Source organism: Myxococcus sp. MxC21-1, assembly GCF_032612255.1.
GTDB lineage: Bacteria > Myxococcota > Myxococcia > Myxococcales > Myxococcaceae > Myxococcus > Myxococcus virescens.
In genome coordinates this window covers 409,092-428,799 of the sequence record NZ_CP123278.1, presented here as the reverse complement: position 1 = coordinate 428,799, position 19,708 = coordinate 409,092, and the positions used below count along the sequence as shown (strand labels likewise).

Annotated in this window: 20 protein-coding genes and 2 pseudogenes; 12 read left to right on the top strand and 10 right to left on the bottom strand. The window is 70.3% G+C overall.

Translation table 11 applies throughout. From position 1 onward, the window contains the following. Positions 1–30 precede the first annotated feature (30 nt). Both QEG98_RS02005 and QEG98_RS02000 read right to left on the bottom strand, forming a co-directional pair. Positions 31–1,014: a tolB protein precursor protein gene (locus QEG98_RS02005; protein ID WP_316565539.1), complete on the bottom strand. Its 984-nt coding sequence runs from the start codon at positions 1,012–1,014 to the stop codon at positions 31–33. A gap of 73 nt (positions 1,015–1,087) precedes the next feature. Continuing rightward, positions 1,088–2,947, bottom strand: coding sequence for an N-acetylmuramoyl-L-alanine amidase (locus tag QEG98_RS02000; RefSeq protein WP_316565538.1), 1,860 nt, complete (start codon positions 2,945–2,947; stop codon positions 1,088–1,090). A gap of 183 nt (positions 2,948–3,130) precedes the next feature. Between QEG98_RS02000 and QEG98_RS01995 the strand changes: the two genes are divergently transcribed. The 3 genes from QEG98_RS01995 to QEG98_RS01985 are packed head-to-tail and all read left to right on the top strand — an operon-like array spanning position 3,131 to position 4,460. Further along, on the top strand, positions 3,131–3,868 hold the full coding sequence (locus tag QEG98_RS01995) for a metallophosphoesterase (RefSeq protein WP_171444015.1): 738 nt from the start codon (positions 3,131–3,133) through the stop codon (positions 3,866–3,868). Between the two features lie 11 nt (positions 3,869–3,879). Then, positions 3,880–4,077 (top strand): TIGR02265 family protein, encoded by a 198-nt coding sequence (locus tag QEG98_RS01990; protein ID WP_316565537.1) that lies wholly within the window; start codon positions 3,880–3,882, stop codon positions 4,075–4,077. Then, positions 4,026–4,460 (top strand): TIGR02265 family protein, encoded by a 435-nt coding sequence (locus QEG98_RS01985; RefSeq protein WP_316567806.1) that lies wholly within the window; start codon positions 4,026–4,028, stop codon positions 4,458–4,460. Before QEG98_RS01990 ends, QEG98_RS01985 begins: the two co-directional genes overlap by 52 nt. A gap of 10 nt (positions 4,461–4,470) precedes the next feature. On the opposite strand, the gene QEG98_RS01980 is transcribed toward QEG98_RS01985, so the two are convergent. Together QEG98_RS01980 and QEG98_RS01975 are read right to left on the bottom strand one after the other, a co-directional pair. Beyond that, complete coding sequence (locus tag QEG98_RS01980; protein ID WP_316565536.1) at positions 4,471–5,484, bottom strand: hypothetical protein; 1,014 nt, start codon at positions 5,482–5,484, stop codon at positions 4,471–4,473. A 279-nt stretch (positions 5,485–5,763) separates the two neighbouring features. Beyond that, a complete protein-coding gene (locus tag QEG98_RS01975; protein WP_316565535.1) occupies positions 5,764–7,725 on the bottom strand; it encodes a potassium transporter Kup in 1,962 nt (653 codons plus the stop codon). A gap of 277 nt (positions 7,726–8,002) precedes the next feature. Between QEG98_RS01975 and QEG98_RS01970 the strand changes: the two genes are divergently transcribed. Together QEG98_RS01970 and QEG98_RS01965 are read left to right on the top strand one after the other, a co-directional pair. Beyond that, complete coding sequence (locus tag QEG98_RS01970; RefSeq protein WP_316565534.1) at positions 8,003–9,040, top strand: PAS domain S-box protein; 1,038 nt, start codon at positions 8,003–8,005, stop codon at positions 9,038–9,040. Beyond that, complete coding sequence (locus tag QEG98_RS01965; RefSeq protein WP_316565533.1) at positions 8,956–9,495, top strand: HAMP domain-containing sensor histidine kinase; 540 nt, start codon at positions 8,956–8,958, stop codon at positions 9,493–9,495. Before QEG98_RS01970 ends, QEG98_RS01965 begins: the two co-directional genes overlap by 85 nt. A 34-nt stretch (positions 9,496–9,529) precedes the next feature. On the opposite strand, the gene QEG98_RS01960 is transcribed toward QEG98_RS01965, so the two are convergent. Further along, positions 9,530–10,075: a hypothetical protein gene (locus QEG98_RS01960; protein WP_090486859.1), complete on the bottom strand. Its 546-nt coding sequence runs from the start codon at positions 10,073–10,075 to the stop codon at positions 9,530–9,532. 709 nt (positions 10,076–10,784) lie between these two features. On the opposite strand from QEG98_RS01960, the gene QEG98_RS01955 reads away from it, so the two are divergent. After that, the gene (locus tag QEG98_RS01955; RefSeq protein WP_316565532.1) at positions 10,785–11,285 is read left to right on the top strand and encodes a fatty acid desaturase; all 501 of its coding nucleotides are present in this window, start codon (positions 10,785–10,787) and stop codon (positions 11,283–11,285) included. 20 nt (positions 11,286–11,305) lie between these two features. On the opposite strand, the gene QEG98_RS01950 is transcribed toward QEG98_RS01955, so the two are convergent. Beyond that, positions 11,306–11,746: a group II truncated hemoglobin gene (locus QEG98_RS01950; RefSeq protein ID WP_316565531.1), complete on the bottom strand. Its 441-nt coding sequence runs from the start codon at positions 11,744–11,746 to the stop codon at positions 11,306–11,308. Positions 11,747–11,940: 194 nt separating this feature from the next. On the opposite strand from QEG98_RS01950, the gene QEG98_RS01945 reads away from it, so the two are divergent. Then, positions 11,941–13,980 (top strand): ATP-binding protein, encoded by a 2,040-nt coding sequence (locus QEG98_RS01945; RefSeq protein WP_316565530.1) that lies wholly within the window; start codon positions 11,941–11,943, stop codon positions 13,978–13,980. Here the strand turns inward: QEG98_RS01945 and QEG98_RS01940 are convergent. Beyond that, a pseudogene (locus tag QEG98_RS01940) lies at positions 13,949–14,832 on the bottom strand (5'-3' exonuclease H3TH domain-containing protein). The gene QEG98_RS01945 and the pseudogene QEG98_RS01940 sit on opposite strands and share 32 nt — an antisense overlap. Positions 14,833–15,025: 193 nt before the next feature. Between QEG98_RS01940 and QEG98_RS01935 the strand changes: the two are divergent. After that, the gene (locus QEG98_RS01935) at positions 15,026–15,385 is read left to right on the top strand and encodes a DUF4398 domain-containing protein (protein WP_316565529.1); all 360 of its coding nucleotides are present in this window, start codon (positions 15,026–15,028) and stop codon (positions 15,383–15,385) included. A 26-nt stretch (positions 15,386–15,411) separates the two neighbouring features. After that, a pseudogene (locus tag QEG98_RS01930) lies at positions 15,412–15,642 on the top strand (cell envelope biogenesis protein OmpA); the annotation flags it as partial. Positions 15,643–15,647: 5 nt separating this feature from the next. On the opposite strand, the gene QEG98_RS01925 reads toward QEG98_RS01930, so the two are convergent. Continuing rightward, entirely contained in the window at positions 15,648–15,923 is a 276-nt protein-coding gene (locus QEG98_RS01925) for a hypothetical protein (RefSeq protein ID WP_316568077.1), read from the bottom strand. On the opposite strand from QEG98_RS01925, the gene QEG98_RS01920 reads away from it, so the two are divergent. After that, positions 15,900–16,640 carry an OmpA family protein gene (locus QEG98_RS01920; protein ID WP_316567805.1) on the top strand — a complete coding sequence of 247 codons (741 nt, stop codon included), beginning with the start codon at positions 15,900–15,902 and terminating at the stop codon, positions 16,638–16,640. The two genes, QEG98_RS01925 and QEG98_RS01920, sit on opposite strands and share 24 nt — an antisense overlap. A gap of 23 nt (positions 16,641–16,663) precedes the next feature. Beyond that, on the top strand, positions 16,664–17,254 hold the full coding sequence (locus tag QEG98_RS01915) for a GNAT family N-acetyltransferase (RefSeq protein WP_316565528.1): 591 nt from the start codon (positions 16,664–16,666) through the stop codon (positions 17,252–17,254). 7 nt (positions 17,255–17,261) lie between these two features. Here the strand turns inward: QEG98_RS01915 and QEG98_RS01910 are convergent, their stop codons facing one another. After that, entirely contained in the window at positions 17,262–18,020 is a 759-nt protein-coding gene (locus QEG98_RS01910) for a DUF1338 domain-containing protein (protein WP_316565527.1), read from the bottom strand. Between the two features lie 414 nt (positions 18,021–18,434). Continuing rightward, positions 18,435–18,953, bottom strand: a complete 519-nt coding sequence (locus QEG98_RS01905; protein ID WP_163884510.1) for a hypothetical protein — start codon at positions 18,951–18,953, stop codon at positions 18,435–18,437. Positions 18,954–19,118: 165 nt separating this feature from the next. Here QEG98_RS01905 and QEG98_RS01900 point away from each other — a divergent pair, with 165 nt between their 5' ends. Next, the gene (locus QEG98_RS01900) at positions 19,119–19,628 is read left to right on the top strand and encodes a GNAT family N-acetyltransferase (protein WP_316565526.1); all 510 of its coding nucleotides are present in this window, start codon (positions 19,119–19,121) and stop codon (positions 19,626–19,628) included. Positions 19,629–19,708 lie beyond the last annotated feature (80 nt).

Genomic DNA, 19,708 nt, shown 5'->3' with positions numbered 1-19,708 from the left:
GCGGCAGCCAGTCCGGCCCCTTGGCGGTCGTCAGACGCGTCTGACCGCTGCCATCCGCGCGCATGAGGTACACGTCCGTGTCGCCCTGGCGCTCGGACACGAAGGCCGGTACTTCCCGTCCGGACTCCACGCAGGCATGTCGTCCCGGTGCTTGCCGTCCGTCAGGGCCACCGGCGCGCCGCCCGCCACCGGCACCATCCAGATGCGGGCGTTCCCATCCGGCAGACGGCTCACGTAGACCAGCCGCTGCCCGTCCGGACTCCAGGCGGCCTCGCGCTCGTCGCCCTCAAAGGACTCGCCCGACACGGCGCGCAGGTCCGAACCGTCCGGGCGGAGGAAGTACAGCCGGTCCTTGCGCTCGCGATCGCTGACGATGACGAGCCACTTGCCGTCCGGGCTCCACTTCGGCGTGCGGTCCTCATGGTGGAAGAAGGTGAGGCGGCGCTCACCGCTGCCGTCCGCGTTCGCCACGTAGACTTCGGGGTCGCCCTCGCGGCTGCATACGAAGGCCACCTCCTTCCCATCCGGAGACACCGCCGGCTCGAAGCAGCCTTGTGGCACCTGCGTGAGGCGCACCTCCGGCACACCCTCACGGGGCTCCAGGCGCACCACGTCACTGAAGCCCTCCGCGTCGGACTCGGCCACCAACCAGGTGCCATCCGGCGCCCAGCTCGCGTTGCGCGCACGCGCCCGGGGCGGGTGCAGCGGTACCGCCGGGCTCTTGCCATCCAGCGGCAGGACCCGCATCTGCTGGCGGTGCAGCCCGTCCTCCTCCGTCGCGGAGATGACGAGCAGCGACTTGCCGTCCGGCGACAGGGGACCGGGGTACACGTCCTCCTCGCCGCGCGTCAGCTGCGTCTCCACACCCTCCGGACTCACCTTCCAGACATCCTTCCGCCCTGCCCGCTCCGACAAGAAGATGACCGCGCCTGGAATGGCGCGAGCCTCCTCCTTGGACAGCGGCCCGGAGCCGGACGTCCCGCCACACCGGCCGGAACATCCGACACCGAGCACGGCGAGCGCGGTCAGACACCGCGCCCGCCACGGCCAGGAACGTTGAAGCCGTTCAAGGCCCCGCATCACCACCTCACTGAATCCGGAGGGCGTCCGCCATGACGACGTAGCCTTCGGTGGCCCAGCGGCTCAGCTGCACCTTGTTCCAGCCGGCGTTGAAGTTGTACGTGCCCAGCGTCACCCACTTGCTGCCGTTGGTCTGCTGGTTCACCGTCACCGTGCTGTTGCCGCCCGCGTGCGTAATCATGAAGGGCGCCGCGGGAGAGCGGTTGGTGCCCTGCACCCACCAGGCCTGGATGGTCCGGCTGCCCGCCGCAGGCATGTGGAAGTGGAACACCGCCGGCTCGGAGATGGGCTGCGTGGAGGCGTAGTAGTAGTCGTTGCCGTAGTAGCCCGCGCTGGTGCCACGCGCCCAGGAGGACGGCACCGCGATGTAGCCCTTGCTGGAGTCGTTGTTGGCGTTGTTGCTGTCCACGACGATGACCGGGTTCGTTCCACCGCCGCCGTCACCACACTCGCTGCGAATCTTGCTGATGTACGTGGACCACGGCCAGTTGGGGCCCGGGTCCGTGCGGGTCTCCGGCTGCAGCCGGCCGTGCGCCACGATGTGGTAGCTGTCGCGCGGGATGCCCTGGTCCCGGGTGATGTTGCACGTCAGCTTGGCGGAGGTGTTGATCATCCCCGTGGAGAACGAGGCCGAGCTGGCGTAGCCACCGTGCTCGATGCCGATGGAGAAGTCGTTCGTCGACCGGCCGTTGAGGTGCGACTTGACGCCGCCGTTGAGGCTGCTGCGGTAGGCGGCGGCCACGTGCCAGGCGCGGCTCGACTCACGCACCAGCTGCGACACCTCGGTGCCGCTCTCGTTGACCACGTAGTGCGCGCTCACGCCCGCGGCGGAGTTGGTCAGCCAGCTCCAGCAACCCGAGTAGCCACCCTCACAGGTGTGGATGACGACCATCTGCTGACCGATGCCAGCGGGCCGCGCGTTGTAGTTGGGCGAGGGGCGCCAGATGGAGGCCGCGTAGTCCGGGCCGGCCGCCAGGGCCTGCATCTTCGGCAGGGCGAACTTCGGCTCGACCTGGGTGGCATCCAGCGACACCGCCACCTTGCCCGCCGGCGTGAACGCGCCCGCGCCCTCGCGCAGCACCGAGTACACGTCGTTGTGGATGTAGTGCGCCTGGATGTCCGGGTCGGAGATGTCCGTCAGGCGCACGGCCACCGGGGCCCACGCGCCCAGGTCCGCGCGGTCGATGCCCGCCTCGTCGGCGTACTTCGACAGCAGCGCGGCGCCGGCGCGCAGGTTGGCCAGCGGCTCGTCACGCACCGCGTCCGCGGACACACCCGCCAGGGCGGCGCCGTCGGTGATGAGCTGACCGCGCAGGGCCAGCAGACCAAAGGCCGCCGGGCGGCCCTCGAACTCCTCCTCGCCGCGGACGTGCTCCCAGCGCGTCTCCGCGTAGGAGATGGCCTTGAGCAGGTTCACCGGAACGTTGAACTCAGCAGCGGCCTTCGCGAACTGCGCGTCCAGTTCGTTGGGCGTGCGGCGAGCCGCGTCGGCCACCGCGCGGGCGGCGTCGTCCACCGCGCCTGCGGGAACCTGCGACTCAGGTGCTGTTTCTTCCGGAGACGTTTCGGTCTGGGGGCCACAGGCCGTCAGGGCCATGGCCGCGGCCGTCACCGCGAACGTCTTGCGCAACACGTGCATGGAAACTCCTTGAAGGGGGGTCAGCAGCTCCACGGTCGCTCCCGTCCCACGGGAGCGGCGCAGGGCGCCATGCCTGAGCACCATGCATGCCAGCCACGCGTTCCCAGGGAGCACCTCTTTTTCTCGACCCCAGGTGGAGCATGGATGCTCCACCTTCCTGTCAAGAAATCCGCCCCCGAACCCGGGCCCCTGACGGCGCAACCCCCTGGAATCAGGGATGACGCACATGTAAGCCCTGACAACCCAGGCGTCGGATTGGCCAACCGATGTCGCACTGACGTGTTTCGAGACAACTCAACGTAAAGCTATTTTACAACACTTCCAGTTCTCCCCACCTTTTGGCGTGACACCGGATGCAGGGGATAGGACGAGGGTGCCGACAGGGGCGAGGGCTTCCGCTATGAGGGGGCCATGCGGCTCTTCGGAATCGGCGACACCCACCTGCCCTCCACGCGACAGAAGGACATGCACCGCTTCGGGTGGTCCGAGCACCCCCTGCCGCTGCAGCGCGCGTGGGATGAGCGGGTGGCTCCGGAGGACGTGGTCATCGTGGCGGGGGACATCTCCTGGGCCACGCGGGCCCACGAGGTGATGGATGACCTGGCGTGGCTGGACGCGCGCCCGGGCCGCAAGGTGCTGGTGCGCGGCAACCATGACTACTGGTGGGGCGACTCCGCCTCCAAGCTGCGCAAGCTGCTGGAGCCCTTCCGCACCCTGGAGGGCTTCCTCCACAACAACGCCGTCGTCATGGGCCCGTGGGTGATTGCGGGCAGCCGGCTGTGGACCGCGCCGGAGGCGCCGCCCATGCCCGGTGGGGAGATGGGGGACGAGGCGGCGGACACCGGCTACGTGGAGCGGGAGACGCGCCGGCTGATGGCCTCCATGGAAGACGCGAAGAAGAAGGAGGCGGCCAGCGCCACGCCGCTGGTGCGGGTGGTGGCCGTGCACTTCCCGCCGGTGTACGCGAACGAGAAGTCCACCGCCTTCAGCGAGCCCATTGAAGCCTTCGGACCGAAGGTGTGCGTCTATGGCCACCTGCACGCGGCCGGCATCGCCGCGGGCTTCACGGGCGAGCGCGGCGGCGTACGCTACGTGCTGGCCTCGTGTGACGCGGCGGGCTTCGCCCCGGTGCTGCTCGACGAGGTGTGAGGAGGCGCGCCATGCCGTCCAACAAGGCGGAGCTCGAGGCCCGGCTCGCGGCCGTGCACCCTGGTGATTCGGTGCGCGGGCTGTTCTTCAAGTCGGTGCTCAGCCTCGTCCAGCAGCAGGCGGGCCTGACGGCGCTGGAGACGGTGCGCCAGGGGCGCTGGGCGCGGCGTACACCGACCTGCTCACGTACCCGGCGCGGGACTTCCTGACGCTCCTCTACCGCGCGGCGGACGCGCTGGAGCCGCTGCTGGGGCCCGAGGACGCCGTCTTCCACGCCTGCGGCGAGAAGGACGTGACGCGCTTCTCCACCGGGCCGGGCATGCTCATCTTCGGAATCATCTCCCGCGGGGACCCGCAGAAGCTCTTCGCGGGCGCGCAGATGGGCTACGGCGCGGCCGTCAGCTACGGCAGCCGCGACTACGTGCCCACCGGCCCCACCTCCGGCACGCTGCACATGCGCCGGGACATGCTGCCGCCCGCCTACCACGAGGGCATCCTCACCGGCGCACTGAAGGTGCTGGGCCTGCAAGGCACCGCGCGCGCGACGCCGCGAGGCATCGACAGCGCGGACTACGACATCCAGTGGGCTTGAGGCGTGGCGCTCAGTCCACGCGGGTGTAGGTGACGTCCAGCTCGGCGACGACGCGCTCGCCCACCGACGCCTGGCAGGTGAAGGTGTGCGCGTCACCGTCGTGCGCGCTGCGAACAGCGCCGAACGTCACCGTCTGGCCCGCGTAGGCCAGGGTGTCCGCCTTCAGGCGCACGTCCTTCGCCACGCAGCGGGCCCACGGCGCCCCTTCCAGCCGGCGAAGCAGCGTGGTGGCCACGCGCGTCATCCCACTGGCCACCACGGCCACTGGCATCACCGGGTGCAGCGCGAAGTGCCCCTTGCACATCTCCGCCGTCACCGGCCCCAGCGTGGCCGACAGGCTCTCACCATCCGGCCGCCAGTCACGCAGCGCCAGCGGCTTGCTGTAGGGGTTCTGCCGCAGCTTGGCCCATTCCTCGGGGTGCGCTGCACGCCGTCGTCGCGGCGCGGCTCGCGGCGCATGTCCACCCGGGCCTCGCCGAACAGGCGCGTGAAGGCGGCGGCGGACAGCACGTTGTAGTCCACCTCCAAGCGGAAGAACGGCGTGCCGTCCGGCAGCGACAGCAGCGTGTGCGCGGTGGCCGAGCGGCGGCCGGTGAACTCCGCCTTCGCCAGCCCCCACAGCAGGTCCGTGGCGCGGGCCATGGGCTCCGGGCGCAGCCACTGCCCGCGCGCGCCGCACGCCGTAGAAGTGCTGGCCATCCTTGGGCGACATCAGCGCGGACGCGCACGAGCCCAGAATCGCCAGGTGCCGCCCCGCCTCACCCAGGCCAATGGGGCCCGCTTCCGCGTCCGGGTCCTGCTGCACCGGGATGCGCGCCACCACCTCGCCCTCCCCCATCACCGTCACGTCCTTGAGGGCGTAGTAGGGGTCCCGCACGCAGATGCGCGGGTAGAGGTCCGCGTGCGTCAGCAGCGTGTGCGGCGCCAGCCCCGACAGCGTCTCCAGCGTCTGCTCCGACGAAGCCCAGGCAGAAACAGGGGCAACAGCGGAATTCGCGGACGAGGGCGCAATGTCGAGGAGCATGGACTGACCTGATTTCGGACGAGGGGTGCCGGGGGACACCAGTTTTCGAGATGCCGAGCTTCGTTCCGCCGACAGAAGACAAATTCCGGCGGACGAAAATGATTATCGGCATACGGTCCGATTTGTTGCTTCCTGCCATAATTTTCCGTCCGAGAGGTAAAGCTGGACGCAAATGTGGCAGGGAGGCGCAGCCCAGGACACAGAATCGCCAATCAACGCAAAGAGTCAAGGCAGATGTGGGGTGAAGCACACCCGCCCCCGGCTCAGGCGTTCACGGGGCTACAACTCCACCTGCGCACCCAGCTCCACCACCCGGTTGGGCGGGATGCGAAAGTACGAGGTGGCGCTGCGCGCGTTGCGGCTCATCCAGGCGAACAGCGCCTCGCGCCACACGGCCATGCCCGGGCGCTTGGTGGGAATCAGCGTCTCCCGTCCCAGGAAGAAGCTGGTGCCCATCAGCTGGAACTGGAGCCCCTTCTCGCGGCAGCGCTTCAGCACGTCGGGGATGCCCGGGTTCTCCATGAAGCCGTAGCGCGCCACCACGCGCACGAAGCCCTGCTCCAGCGGCTCCACCTCCACGCGCTCGCTGTGCGGCACGTGCGGCAGCTCCTCGGAGAGGATGGTCAGCAGCACCACCTGCTCGTGCAGCACCTTGTTGTGCTTGAGGTTGTGCAGCAGCGCGGGCGGGGTGCCTTCCGCGTTGCCCGTCATGAAGATGGCCGTGCCCGGCACCCGCACCGGAGGGTGGTCGCCGAAGCTGCCCAGCAGCTCCTTCAGGGGGATGCTGGACGCGCGCAGCTTGGCCGCCAGGATGTCGCGCCCCCGCTTCCACGTCGTCATCAGCGTGAAGACGACGACAGCCATCAGCAGCGGGAACCAGCCGCCGTCCGCCACCTTCACCGCGTTGGCGCCAAAGAAGGCCAGCTCTACGGTCAGGAACAGCCCCACCACGGGCATGGCCACCCACCGCCGCACGCCCCACAGCTCCCGAGCCACCACGTAGGCCATCAGGGTGGTGATGACCATGGCCGTGGACACCGCGATGCCGTACGCCGACGCCAGCGCGCTGGAGGAGCGGAAGCCCAGCACCAGCGCCACCACGCCCACCAGCAGCGCCCAGTTCAGACCGGGCAGGTAGATTTGCCCCATCTCCTCCGCCGAGGTGTGCACCACCTCCATGCGCGGGCTGTAGCCCAACTGCATCGCCTGGCGCGTCAGGGAGAACACCCCCGCGATGAGCGCCTGCGAGGCGATGACGCCCGCCACCGTGGCCAGCGCCACCAGCGGGTACAGCAGCCAGGACGGCGCCAGCAGGAAGAAGGGATTGCGCGCGGCGCTCGCGTCGCGCAGCAGCAGCGCCCCCTGCCCCAGGTAGTTGAGCATCAGCGCCGGCAGCACCATGGAGAACCACGCCAGTTGGATGGGCTTGCGGCCGAAGTGGCCCATGTCCGCGTAGAGGGCCTCACAGCCCGTCACCACCAGGAACACGCCGCCCAGCACCAGGAAGCCATGCAGGTGGTTGTGGCGGAACAGCTCCACCGCGTGCCAGGGCGACAGCGCCCCCAGCACCGCCGGGTTGTGAACCAGCTCCTTCACGCCCAGCCCCGCCAGCGTGAGGAACCAGACGCACATGACGGGACCGAAGACAGCGCCGATGTCCGCGGTACCGTGCCGCTGCACCAGGAAGAGCCCCACCAGGATGACCAGGGCAATGGGGATGACGTAGGGGTCGAAAACGGACGTGGCCACATGCAGGCCTTCCACCGCGCTGAGCACGGTGATGGCCGGCGTGATGATGCCGTCTCCATAAAGGAGCGCCGCGCCGAAGATGCCCAGCGTAATCAACACCGGACGCGTCCGGTGGGACGGCTGCGCGCGCTGCCGCTGCATCACCAGCGCCATCATCGCCAGGATGCCGCCTTCGCCCCGGTTGTCCGCCTTCATCACCAGCAGCAGGTACTTCACCGACACGATGATGATGAGCGACCAGAAGATGAGCGACAGCACCCCCAGCACGTTCGCGGGCGTCGGCGGAATCCCATGCGCCCCCGTGAAGCACTCCCGCAACGCGTACAGCGGGCTCGTGCCGATATCGCCGTAGACGATGCCCAAGGCCCCGAGGGCCAGCAGCGCCGAGCGCTTGAAGGTGTCCGGGCCCTTCTTGACGTCTTCGCCGCCCGGCACTCCGGTGGTGGTCGCTTTCACGAAACCGCGCTTTAGCTGAACCCGGGCCTGGAGCAACCGCCACCGTGTCGCGCGCGGAGTATTCCCTTGTGCGCCTGACGCCTCCCCGCCTCGGCGTCACAGGGCCCTAGGGCGGGGAGTGCGTCTGGAACGAACACTCCCAGGCCAGGGATGTTCGACATTCGCGACGGCACGGCCGCCCTGCCTGGAGGGACGCTCCTCGCCCCGTTACAGCCATGCTCCCATGCAACACGATGGGTGGGGGGACTCGATGACGATGGTGGCGGCACTTGGTCAGGCAGAAGCCCGGCGGTCCGGAGCACGAGGTCCAGCGATGCTGGAAGCCATCCTCCAGGTCTCCCCCCTGGCCATCCACCTGATGGACCTGGATGGCACGGTGCGGCTGTGGAACCCCGCCGCCGAGCGGCTCTTCGGCTGGAGCCGGGAGGACGTGCTGGGCCGCCGCGCTCCCTGGGCCACCGACGCCCGCTGGGAGAAGTTCCGCCGCCATCAGGAGCAGGCCACGCAGGGCCTGGAGCCACCCTGTCTGGAGCTGGAGCTCCACCGGCGAGATGGCACGCCCCTCCACGTGGAGCTGTGGGCGGCGCCCATGCCACCGTCCACCACCGGTCCCGCCCAGTGCCTGGGCATGCTGGTGGACGTCACCGAGCGGCGCCGGGGCGAGGCCCACCGACAGCTCCTGTCAGAGGCCAGTGAAGTCCTCGGCGCCAGCCTGGAGCAGGACGCGACGCTGGAGCACCTGGTGCGGCTCGCCGTGCCTGGCTGCGCGGATTCCTGCCGCGTGTTCCTCGAGGAGGCCCCGGGCGAGGTGCGATGCGTGGTGGCCGCGGGCCTGGACGCGCGGGAGCCCCTTGATGCGGGTACGCCTCACGTCCCGGACGAAGCGGCGGTGTCGCGAATCATCGCGTCCGGAGAGCCGGCGCTGCACGACGCACAGCCGCCGTCCTGGCTGGGCGTGCCGCTGGCGTGGCCGGGGCGGAAGGGCGCCGCGCTTGTCTTCTCGCGCACCGGACGGACCTTCGACGCGCGGGACATGGCACTGGCTCGAGAGCTGGCGCGCCGGGCGTCACTCGCCCTGAACCACGCGCGCCAGTACCACGAGGCGCGCCAGGCCATCCGCGCGCGCGAGGAGTTCCTGGCCATCGCCAGCCATGAGCTGAAGTCCCCCTCAGCGCGCTCCAGCTCCAGGTGCAGAACCTGCGCACCGCGCTGGAGCGCTCACCGGACGCCGTCCCCTGGGAGCGGCTGCACCGGGGGCTGGACCTGGTGGGCCGGCAGGCGAAGCGTCAGGCGAAGCTCATCGACGCGCTGCTGGACGTGTCGCGCATCCATGCCGGACGGCTGGAGCTGAACCCGGAGCCGCTGGACCTGGGCGCCCTGGTCCGCGAAGTGGCGGAGCGCTTCGAGCCGGAGCTGGCGGGCGCGGGCACACACCTGACGTTGACGCTGCCGTTGGAGGCCCACGGCCACTGGGACCGGCTGCGACTGGACCAGGTGCTCACCAACCTGGTGTCCAACGCCATGAAGTACGGGCGGGGCAACCCCGTCCAGGTGGCGCTGTCCAGCACCGAGACCCACGTGCGCCTGGACGTGCGCGACGCGGGCATCGGCATCCCGCCGGAGCACCTGCCCCGCCTCTTCCACCGCTTCGAGCGCGCCGTGTCCGGCCGGGACTACAGCGGCGTCGGCCTGGGGCTGTGGATTGTCCGCGAGGTGGTGGAGGCCATGGGTGGCCACGTCACCGTGAGCAGCGAGCTGGGCGTGGGCTCCACCTTCACCGTGGTGCTGCCGCGTGCGCGCGGGTGAGGACGCCCAGGGCCCACCCGCGCGGGCGCCTCCCTCACAGCGCGAGGAACAGGATGGCGGCCTTCTCCTCGGGGCTCGCCGCGAGGAACTCGTCCGGCAGCCAGATTTCCGAGTCGGGCGTCATGGCCCGGTCGCAGCTGCGCCGGCCCGTGTAGAAGCGGTTCGTGTTCTGCGCCTTCAGCCGGTAGGTACAGTCACGGACGTAGAGGGTGAGCTCGCTGGGGCTCAGCTTCAGGTTGACGGGGCGTCCGCCAAATCCGCCCTTGGCCACGATGGCGTCCCCCTCCTTCGTCACCGTCAGGTTCACCGGCGCGCCGCCGACGGCGCCCTCCACAGCCCCGTCCTTCAGCGTCAGGGCGAAGCTGCCCTTCAGCCCGCGGCCCTTCAGCATCCCGGGCGAGCGAGCCACCTGGAAGTCCGCCCCCGTCACCGCCTCTGGCGTCATCTCCAGGTTGAACGACTGGTAGGCAATCTTCATGTTGATGGCGTCCTGCTTCCGTTCGGCCATCGCCACGCCTGCCCCCAGCACCACCCCCAACACCAGCACGCTCCGGCGGAGCGGCATCAGCATGCGCTTCATGTGGAGACCTCCTCGTACGGTTTCATCCCCAGCTGACTAACGGCAGTGTGGACACCGGATACCGGCCCGTCATGCACCTTGGGGTAACCCCCGGGAATTGCTTTCGGCGCGGTGGGCATCCCGGCAGGGAGGGGCCGGCGGGAGTCCACCGCCCACGCCGTGGGCACGCGCCGTGAACGACGTTGACACCCAGGCCCACCCCGCGCGCGCAACCCCGCGGAAACAGGCCCGTCCTCTGGTGGCAGGCCCCTTGCGATGGCGCCCCTCCAAAAGGAGCGGGCCATGGCGGAGACGGGCAACACGCGGTGGGGAACGGCGAGGCTGGACGGAGGCAAGGTGCTGCGCTGGAGCCTCCTGCACGCGGGAGCGCTGGTGGGGGGCACCTGCTTCTTCTCGTGGAGCGCGGTGGCGGTGTTCGCCGGGATGACCGCGGTGACGATGTGCCTGGGCGTGTCGGTGGGCCTGCACCGGGGACTCATCCACCGGGCCTTTCGTGCCTCGGCGCCCGTGGAGCGCGCGTTGGCGCTGCTCGGCACCCTGGCCGGGCTGGGCGGCCCCATCGCGATGAGCCGCATGCATGACCTGCGCGACTTCCACCAGAACCAGCCGGAAGCGGACTGTCCGCCCTACTTCGGCTACCGCGAGGGCTTCACGCGCGCCATGGCCTACGCCCTCTTCCACACCGCACCCGCGAAGCGGCGCAGCGGACGTGCCAGCGGCGCCCCATGTGACGCAGGACGTGTTCTTCCGCGGGCTGGAGCGCGCGGGCCTGTGGCTCCAGGTGCCGCTCGCCCTGGCCTTGTACGCACTGGGCGGGGCGCCCTGGGTGGCCTGGGGCATCCTGGTGCGGCTGGCGCTCACCCAGGACGGCTTCTGGTGCGTCCATTACGTGAGCCACGTGGAGGGCGAGCAGCCCTACGAACTGCCGGGCTGCGCCGAACAGGGACGCAACGCCGGCTGGCTGGCGCTGCTGAGCATGGGCGAGTCGTGGCACAACACCCACCACGTCTACCCGGCCTCGGCGCAGATGGGGCTCGGGTGGCGGCAGCCGGACCCGGGCTGGTGGGCCGTGCGCGGATTGGCCACGCTGCGGCTGGTGCATGACGTGAAGTCGCTGGCCCACCTGCCGCCGCGCCCGGGCGCCCGCCCGCGCCGCCCGGAGCCTCGTCGGACCCGGCGCCTCTGCGTGCTCGCCCTACGCCGGGCCTGACGCTCCGGTGTGGGCGCGCTTCACTCCTCGACGTTGCGCAGGAAGTCCGCCACGTGGGCGAAGCGCGCATCGAGGAAGCGGCGCAGGCCCCCGGTGATGCCCCGCGCGTCCATGGCCCGCTGCATGGAGCGCACCCACGCATCACGCATGGCGACGCCGATGGACAGGTGGCCATGACGCATGCGCAGCCGGGGATGGCCGTGACGCTCCGTGTAGTCCTGCGGCCCGCCCAGCCATCCCGCGAGGAACAAGCCGAACCGCTCACGCGTGCCTCGGTTCACCCGGCCCTCGGCGTCCAACTCGTGCAGGCGCGCCAGCTCCGGCTCGTAGGCGTCCATGGCGTCGTAGAAAGCCTCGGCCAGGGCCATGGCCGCGTCGGTGCCGCCCAACCGGTGGTACGGCAGGTCGTCCGGGCTCGGCACCCAGTCGTCTTCGGTGGGCATCTTCAGTTGTACGGACATGCTTTCTTTCTACCGCTGGAAGCGCCCGGGTTCATGGAGACTCGTCATTCCCCTCGAAACGCCCGGCTGGCCTCCGGCGGACAGAGAGGCAGGCGCTCCAGGGTCCGCTTGCCCTGGAAGATTTGACCTGGGAGAGAGGCGGTTGCTAGAGCCGGCCACCCGTGCCCATTCCCCCCCGCGTCGCACCCCCCCCCGTGGCCTGGGTGCTCGACGACAGTCCGGTAGAGACCCAGGCCATTTGCCGCGCGCTGGAGCCCTACTACAGGGTCACCGGGTTCTTGGACGGAGCCTCGCTGCTGGAGTCCCTGACGCAGGGGCCCATTCCCGAGGTGCTCGTGCTGGACTGGCACCTGCCCGGCATGTCGGGCCTGGAGGTCTGCCGCTTCGTCCGGAGCAATCCCGCCACCGAGCACGTCCCCGTCCTGCTCATCACCGGGAACACGCGCGCGGAGGACGTGGTGGAGGGCCTGTCCGCGGGGGCCAATGACTACGTCTTCAAGCCCTTCCGCCCGGTGGAGTTCGCCGCGCGCGTCCAGGCCCTGGCGCAGTGGGAGCGCACGCGACGCAAGACGTTGGAGGACGAACGGGCGCGACGCCGGCAACTGGAAGGCACGCTGACGGAGGTCCAGGCCGCCGAGGAGCGCGCCTGGCGCAGCGAGCTGCGCTTCCGGCTGGCGGCGCGCGCCACGCGGGACGCGGTGTGGGAGTGGGACCCGCGCACGGGCCTCACGGACTGGACGAGCGGCCTGCACGAAGTCTTCGGCTACGCCCCCGGCACCATCCGGGACGAGCATCGCTGGTGGGAGGAACGGCTGCACCCGGACGACCGCGCGCGCGTCGTCGCCAGCCTCCAGGCCACCTTGGAAGGCCCCGAGCACGAGTGGCAGGCCACCTACCGCTTCCAGCGCGGAGACGGCTCCTGGGCCTACGTGGCGGACCGCTGCCACATCATCCGCGACGCGCAGGACAAGGCCACGCAGGTGGTGGGCGCCATGCAAGACGTCACCGTGCGCCAGGAGGCCGAGGCCGCCCGGGCCCGGCTGCTGGAGCTGGAGCGCGGCGCCCGGGAGGAGTCGGACCGGCAGCGCGCCATGCTGGCCACGCTCTTTGAACAGGTGCCCGCGCTGCTCGGCGTGCTGAGCGTGCCGGACCAGCGCTGCGTGGTGGCCAACGCGCGGCTGCGGCAGCGCTTCGGCCAGCGGCAGTTGGTGGGCTGCACGCTCCGCGAGGCCCTGCCGGAGCTGGAGGGGCAGAACGTCCTCGAGCTGCTAGACACCGTCTTCGCCACTGGCGAGCCCTTCAGCGCGCGGGAGCTGCCCGTGCGCATCGCCCAGGTGCCCGGCGCCCTTCCGCCGGAGGGCTACTTCGACTTCATGTACCAGCCGATGCGGGACGCCAGCGGACGGCTGGCGGCCGTCATCCTGTTCGCGGTGGAGGTCACGGACTCCGTCCTGGCGCGGCACAAGGAGTCGGAGCTGGCGCAGCAGATGAAGGCCCGCGCGGACTTCGAGCGGCAGCTCATCGGCATCGTCAGCCACGACCTGCGCAACCCGCTGGGGGCCATCACCCTGGCGGTGTCCATGATGCTCCAGCGCGGACCGCTGGATGAGCGGCAGGAGCGTCAGGCCCAGCGCATCCGGAGCTCGGCGGACCGCGCGACGCGGATGATTCGCGACCTGCTCGACTTCACCCGCGCGCGCCAGGGGACGGGGCTTCCGGTGTACCCGCAGCCCATGGACCTGCACGAAGTCGTTCGCACGGTGCTGGACGAGGTGCACGCCGGCTGGCCCGACCGTCACCTGGCGACGGAACGCACCGGAAATGGCTTGGGCACGTGGGACCCGGACCGGCTGGCGCAGCTCATTGGCAACCTGGTGGGAAACGCCTTGCAGTACAGCCCGCCCGGCACGCCCGTGCGGGTGACGTCCCGAGGCGATGACGACGGCGTCGTGCTGGAGGTCCACAACCTGGGCCCGGCGATTCCCCTGGAGCGGCAGCCGCGCATCTTCGAGCCGCTGGAGCGCGCCACGGTGCGCCCGGAGGACCAGGGCCGGCGCAGCATCGGCCTGGGACTCTACATCGTGCGCAGCATCGTCCTGGCCCACGGCGGCACGGTGGAGGCCCACTCCCAGGAGGAGACGGGCACCACCTTCACCGTGCGGCTGCCACGCCATGCGCCCACGGCGCTGCCCGTGCACGAGCTCACGGCGTCCAGCGCTTGGGACGGCGCTTGAGCGTCGTCAGGCCCAGCCGGTCACAGAACGCTTCGTACACGGCGGCCGGCACGCCCTTCCACGCCAGGTCCTCCAGCGATGACGTGCCCGGCAGCGGCGCGTCCGTCACCAGCGTGGCCAGCCGGCGGTAGAGCAGCGCGGCGTCACGGTGCTCGCGCAGCGTCGCGGCCAGCTTCTCCGCGCCCCGGGGACGCACCTTCCACTCGGACGCCTCCGCGGGGATGTCCTCCAGGTGGCCATGCGCGCTCAGCAATGCCGACGCGCCCTTCTCCCCGAAGCCCGGCAGTCCGGGGATGCCATCCGCCGCGTCGCCCATCAGCGCCAGCAGGTCCGGCACGCTCGCGGGGGCACGCCCAGCTTCGCGCGCACCGCGTCCTCGTCGAGCACCTTCTCCTGCCGCCGGTCCACCTGCACCACGCGGCTGCCACGCACGCACTGGCCCAGGTCCTTGTCGGGCGTGAGCAGCCGCACCTGCTCCACCGCGTCCGCCCAGCGCGCCGCGGCGGTGGCCAGCGCGTCATCCGCCTCCTGCTCCTTCATGGACCACGCGGTGACGCCCAGCGCGCGCACGGCCTCCTCCGCCAGGTCGAACTGCGCGCGCAGCTCCGGGGGCACACCCTCGTCGCTCTTGTAGCCGTCGAACAGCGCGTTGCGGAACGAGCGGATGGGGTTGTCGAACGCCACCGCCACGTGCGTCACCGCCTCGTCCGCGTCGTGCAGCAGCGCGAGCAGCGAGGACATCAGCCCCACCGTGGCCTTCACGTCCTGTCCATCCGGCGCGGCATGGCCCGGACGGGGCGAGAAGTGGGCGCGGTAGAGCTCGTAGGTGCCGTCGACCAGGTGCAGGCGCATGTCGCCCTCTCTACCCCCGGTGGCGCACGCCGGCCAGTGCCCCGGTGCGCCCGGAAGGCGCTTGCCGGCTGCCCGCCCGCCCTTCGGCCAACCCTGCCACGGTCGGATTGCCGGCCTGTTTCCGAGGCCTCACCTCTACGTCTGGGCGCGCCATGACGCGTGTCCACGTCCTCGAGCGGCAGGAGGTGAAACCATGCGCCGGAAGCTGGCGGCGGTGCTGCTGGGCCTGACGATGGTGGGATGCGCCGGGCGGCAGGTGCTTCCCGCGCCGAACGAGCACCGTGTGCAGGCGGAAGCCTCGCTGCGCGCGGCGGAAGGCGCAGGCGCCGCCCGAGTCCCGGAAGCGGCCCTCCACCTGGAGTTCGCCCGGCAGCAGATTGCCGACGCGGAGCGGCTGTGGGTGGAAGGCGAACAGGAAGCCGCGGAGCTGCGCTTCATGCAAGCCGAGGCGGACGCGGAGCTGGCGCAGGCGCTGGCCCGGGCCGTCCCGCTGGAGCGCGCGTCGCGACGCACGGCCGCCCAGGCGGAGTCCCTGCGCCGCGGCCAGCCGTGAGCAGACAACCTCGACAGGAGAGCGACATGCTGAAGCGTGGATGGAAGGCCTTCGCTGGCGTCACGGCGCTGGCCGCCGTGGGGTGTGCACACGCACCACCGCCACAGGAGCTCCTCAACGCGCGCGCGGCCTACCAGGAGGTCTCCACCAGCCCCCAGGGCCGAGAGCGTCCTCGAGACGTCGCGGCGGCGCGAGATGCGCTGCTGGAAGCCGAGCGGGAGTACGACCGCAGCCAGGACTCTCCTCGCACCCGCTCGCTGTCCTACGTGGCGTTGCGCAAGTCCGAGACGGCGGGGGCACGCGGCACCGCGGACCGGCGGCGCGGCGTCAGGCGGAGGCCCAGGCCACGCTCCAGCAAGCGCAGGCGCGGCAGTGGCAGCGCTCGCAGGCAGAGCTGGATGCGGCCCGGCAGCAGCTCGCCCAGGCCGAGCGTGAGCGGCTGCAAGCCCTCCAGCAACAGCAACAGGCCCGGCAGCACGCCGTGACGCAGCAGCAGGAAGCCGAGCGCATGCGGATGGATGCCCAGCGGCGCCAGCACGAGGCGGAACAGCTGCGGCGGCTGGCCCAGCAGCAGGAGGCGGAGTCGCGGCGGCTGGCGGAGAAGACCACGCGGCTTCAGGAAGAAGAGCAGCGCCGGGCGCGGGCCGAGTCCGAATCCCGGCGCCTGGCCCAGGAGAACCACGAGCTGCTCCAACGCTCGGCGGAGCTGGAAGCGGAGCAGGAGGCACGGCGCCAGGTGGAGCGGGAGCTGGAACGCGAGCGACAGGCGAGGCTCGACGCGGAACGGCGCGCCACGGAGGCGCTGGCGCAACTGGAGTCGACGGCGCGCGATGTAAAGGTCCGCGAGGAGGCGCGAGGCCTGGTGCTGACGATGTCAGGGCAGGTGCTGTTCGCGTCGAACGCCGTGGACCTGCTCCCAACGGCGCGTGAGCAGCTGACGGAGGTGGCCAACGCGCTCAAGGTGTCCGACAGTCCCATGGTCATCGAAGGCCACACGGATTCGATGGGCTCGGACGCGATGAACGAAGCCCTGTCCTATCAGCGGGCGGAGCACGTGCGGGAGTTCCTCATCAGCCAGGGCGTGAGTCGCGACCGCATCCAGGTGCGCGGCCTGGGCGAGTACCGCCCCATCGCCAACAACTCCACCCCAGAGGGCCGCGCCAACAACCGGCGCGTTGAAATCATCCTCCCGCGTGGAGGAGAGGAGGCCACTGGCGGCAGCGGCGCCGAGCCCCCGACGACGCCTCGGCGCTGAAATCCCACGGACGCCGGAGTTGAATGCCCGCCATGGGCCCAGACGCAGTTTTCAACCTGCTGAGCACCGAACGCCTGCATCTGGTGCAGCTCCCACCGGATGCGGCGTGGCGGGTGCTCGCGTACCACGAGGCGAACCGGGAGCACGTCTCCACCGTGTCACCGGCACGGCCGGCCAACTTCTTCTCGGTGACGTACTGGCGCACGCGGCTGGCGCAGGACCGCGAGGACTTCCGGCTCGACCTGTCGCTGCGCGTGTTCCTGCTGCCGCGAAACCAGCCCATCCAGTTGTCGCCCATCATCGGCAACATCTCACTCACGAACATCCGCCGAGGCCCGTTGCAGTCCGCGGACCTGGGCTACGGCCTGGACCACCACTACGAAGGCCAGGGTCTGATGACGGAGGCCCTGCGCGCGCTGTGTGACTACGCCTTCAACGTCATGGGCCTGCACCGGCTCCAGGCCAACCACCTGCCGGAGAACCTGCGCAGCGCCGCGGTGCTGAAGCGCCTGGGCTTCCAGGTGGAGGGCATCGCGCGGGAGCTCCTGCTCATCGACGGCCAGTGGCGCGACCACGTCCTCAACGCGCTGATTGCCCCTGGCCGGCGGGGATGACCCGGGGCTACTCGCCGCGCTTCGTCATGTCGAAGAGCGCCCGGGCCTGGGAGCCCAGGAAGCCGTCGAAGTCCGGCGTGCGCTGGGCAATCTCGAAGTAGGCGTAGGGCCAGGAGCGCGAGCCACCGCCCTTGAGCGGCACGGGCAGCGGCGCTGCCTGCGTGGCCGTCTGCCGCAGCGACGTCCCAGGCGCACCCTCGATGTCGGCCTTCATCGGCACCCCTGCCTCGCGCATGCGCTTCTGCCACGCCTCCACGTCGTCCACCGAGCCGGTGAAGTGGTTCACCTTGCGGCCGAAGGCGAGCAGCCAGGCGCCATACTGGGACTCCTTCTCCAGCTCCAGCAGCGCGGCCTCGTCTGGAGGGGGCGGAGGGCCGAACCACGCGGCCAGTGCGTCCACATCATCCTCGGGAGGTGCGGGGTCCTCGGGCAGCCGGGCGAGCAGCTCGCGAGCGCGCGGGGACAGCTCCTCCTGCTTCAGCTCGGAGATGAAGATGCGGGGCAGCCCCGCCGGATGTGACAAATAGATGGCGGACAGGTGCGCATCCGGAAAGGTGTACGCCCCAGCGGCCTTCCAGCCGAGCCGGATGAAGGGCTGCGAAAAGAGCGCGATGCCACCACCGGGCCGGGCCAGCGAGCGGAGCGCGACGTGGTCATTGCGGAAGCGGCCCCCGGAGAGCTGCACGAAGGTGCGCGCATAGGGCACCTCCGCGGCGTAGCGCTCCCACAGCAGGTCCAGGAGACGGTGGGCGGAGTCGGTGGTCATGGCGCGCGAATCTAGCGCCACCACCCGCCGCAGGCCGCCTGACGGCCCGAGCCACCGTCCCGCGGAAAAAAGAGCGGCGGCGCGCGGCCCCGGGTCCTTGGAGGGGACTTCAGCCAGAGACGCGCGCCGCCGAGCAGCGAAGCTGCTGAAGACTCGCCTTGGAGTTTCGAGTCTTCACACCGAGGGTATGGTATGCATTGACTTCTTCCCCGCCACTCCACCCGCCACCCGGAAGCGAGCGCCGGAATAGGGTGTGGCGAAGGAAAATGCCAGGACGCCGCAAGCCGCCTCACCAACGCAGCGTTGAGCTAGCTTGAAGTCCTGCTAATCCAAACTTTGTAGCCGCAACATTCCGCCTGAGATGCGTGAAAGACGGCTCACATCATTTGAATGAGAGAATTTGAGAACGGAGAGTCAGTGTAGGTGCTCGGGAAGCATGGGCAGTCCGTGGAAGAAGCGGCGCCCGCTCTCGAAGCGGCGGTGGAAGCAGATGCGGTCATCCAGGTAGAGGCGGGCCATCTCCTCCTCGCCATAGGCCGTGAAGAAGGTGGCGCGGGCCTCGTCGCAAGCGGCCTCATACGCCGCGCGCAGGGCCTCCCAGTCCTCGGGTGGAGTCTCCTCGCCGCTGAGCCAGACGCCCTGCTCCACGCCGTACTCCCGCTCCATCAACTCCAGCTCCAGCGCCAGGCGGCACACGCGGGGTTCGTCACCAATCGCCTCGTCCGCCATGGAGGTGAGGATGTGGGCCACCAGGAAGAAGCCCGCATCGGGAGGCACCACCCCTTCTTCACGCGCGGCGCGGAAGGCCACCAGCAGCTGCGCATCCATCGCGTCGTCCCCCAATTCCAGCAACTGGGTGGCGAGGCCCCGCCACCTCGCCTCCATGTCCCCCACTTCCTGGAGGTTCAGTGCCTCGTCTCGCGTCTTCTTCATCGTGTGGCTCCTTCGGGAACTGCTCCCGAAAATCTCATCCGGGTCTGACGTCCAACCACGATTGCGAGGACGTCCGGATTTACCGCTGCTTGCATCCGCCGTTGGGCGGATGACGAAGCACCGCGGTGGCCGTCCGCTGATGGACGCGTCGTCGCCCGTCGAGCCATGCTGCTCGCCACCGTGTCCATCGACCTGCGCGCCGCGACGGCTGCGGACGACCCCTTCCTCTTCGCGCTGTACGCCAGCACCCGGGAGTCCGAGCTCGCGGCCTGGGGTTGGGCGCCCGCACAGCGCGACGCCTTCCTCCGCATGCAGTGGGTGGCGCAGTCGCACGACTGGGCCGCCCGCCATCCTCGCGCCGACCACCAGGTGGTGTGTCTCCAAGGCCAACCCGTGGGGCGCCTGCTGGTCGCGAAGGACGCGGCGGCGTGGCGGGTGGTGGACATCGCCTTGTTGCCCGCGCACCAAGGCAGCGGCGTGGGGACCCGGCTGCTGACCCAGGTGCGGGACGAGGCCGGGAAAGCAGGCGTCCCCCTCCGGCTGCAAGTGCTACGAACCAACCCCGCGCGCAGGCTGTACGAGCGCCTGGGCTTCGAGGTGGACGCCGAGCCTCCCGAGGAGGCCGCCGCCCCTTACGTCGCGATGACGTGGAACCCCGCACCACGTCAGGACTGATGCACAGCGGAACCATGCTCCGGAAACACGAACGGCCCGCGAGCTGATTGCCCGCGAGCCGCCCGCATCCCCCCAAACCG

Bases quoted from the DNA above. Each gene is read 5' to 3' on its own strand.
- QEG98_RS02000 (WP_316565538.1), bottom strand. From the start codon at position 2,947: ATGTGCGTCATCCCTGATTCCAGGGGGTTGCGCCGTCAGGGGCCCGGG.
- QEG98_RS01995 (WP_171444015.1), top strand. From the start codon at position 3,131: ATGCGGCTCTTCGGAATCGGCGACACCCACCTGCCCTCCACGCGACAG.
- QEG98_RS01990 (WP_316565537.1), top strand. From the start codon at position 3,880: ATGCCGTCCAACAAGGCGGAGCTCGAGGCCCGGCTCGCGGCCGTGCAC.
- QEG98_RS01980 (WP_316565536.1), bottom strand. From the start codon at position 5,484: ATGCTCCTCGACATTGCGCCCTCGTCCGCGAATTCCGCTGTTGCCCCT.
- QEG98_RS01970 (WP_316565534.1), top strand. From the start codon at position 8,003: ATGCTGGAAGCCATCCTCCAGGTCTCCCCCCTGGCCATCCACCTGATG.
- QEG98_RS01960 (WP_090486859.1), bottom strand. From the start codon at position 10,075: ATGAAGCGCATGCTGATGCCGCTCCGCCGGAGCGTGCTGGTGTTGGGG.
- QEG98_RS01950 (WP_316565531.1), bottom strand. From the start codon at position 11,746: ATGTCCGTACAACTGAAGATGCCCACCGAAGACGACTGGGTGCCGAGC.
- QEG98_RS01935 (WP_316565529.1), top strand. From the start codon at position 15,026: ATGCGCCGGAAGCTGGCGGCGGTGCTGCTGGGCCTGACGATGGTGGGA.
- QEG98_RS01920 (WP_316567805.1), top strand. From the start codon at position 15,900: ATGGATGCCCAGCGGCGCCAGCACGAGGCGGAACAGCTGCGGCGGCTG.
- QEG98_RS01915 (WP_316565528.1), top strand. From the start codon at position 16,664: ATGCCCGCCATGGGCCCAGACGCAGTTTTCAACCTGCTGAGCACCGAA.
- QEG98_RS01910 (WP_316565527.1), bottom strand. From the start codon at position 18,020: ATGACCACCGACTCCGCCCACCGTCTCCTGGACCTGCTGTGGGAGCGC.
- QEG98_RS01905 (WP_163884510.1), bottom strand. From the start codon at position 18,953: ATGAAGAAGACGCGAGACGAGGCACTGAACCTCCAGGAAGTGGGGGAC.
- QEG98_RS01900 (WP_316565526.1), top strand. From the start codon at position 19,119: ATGCTGCTCGCCACCGTGTCCATCGACCTGCGCGCCGCGACGGCTGCG.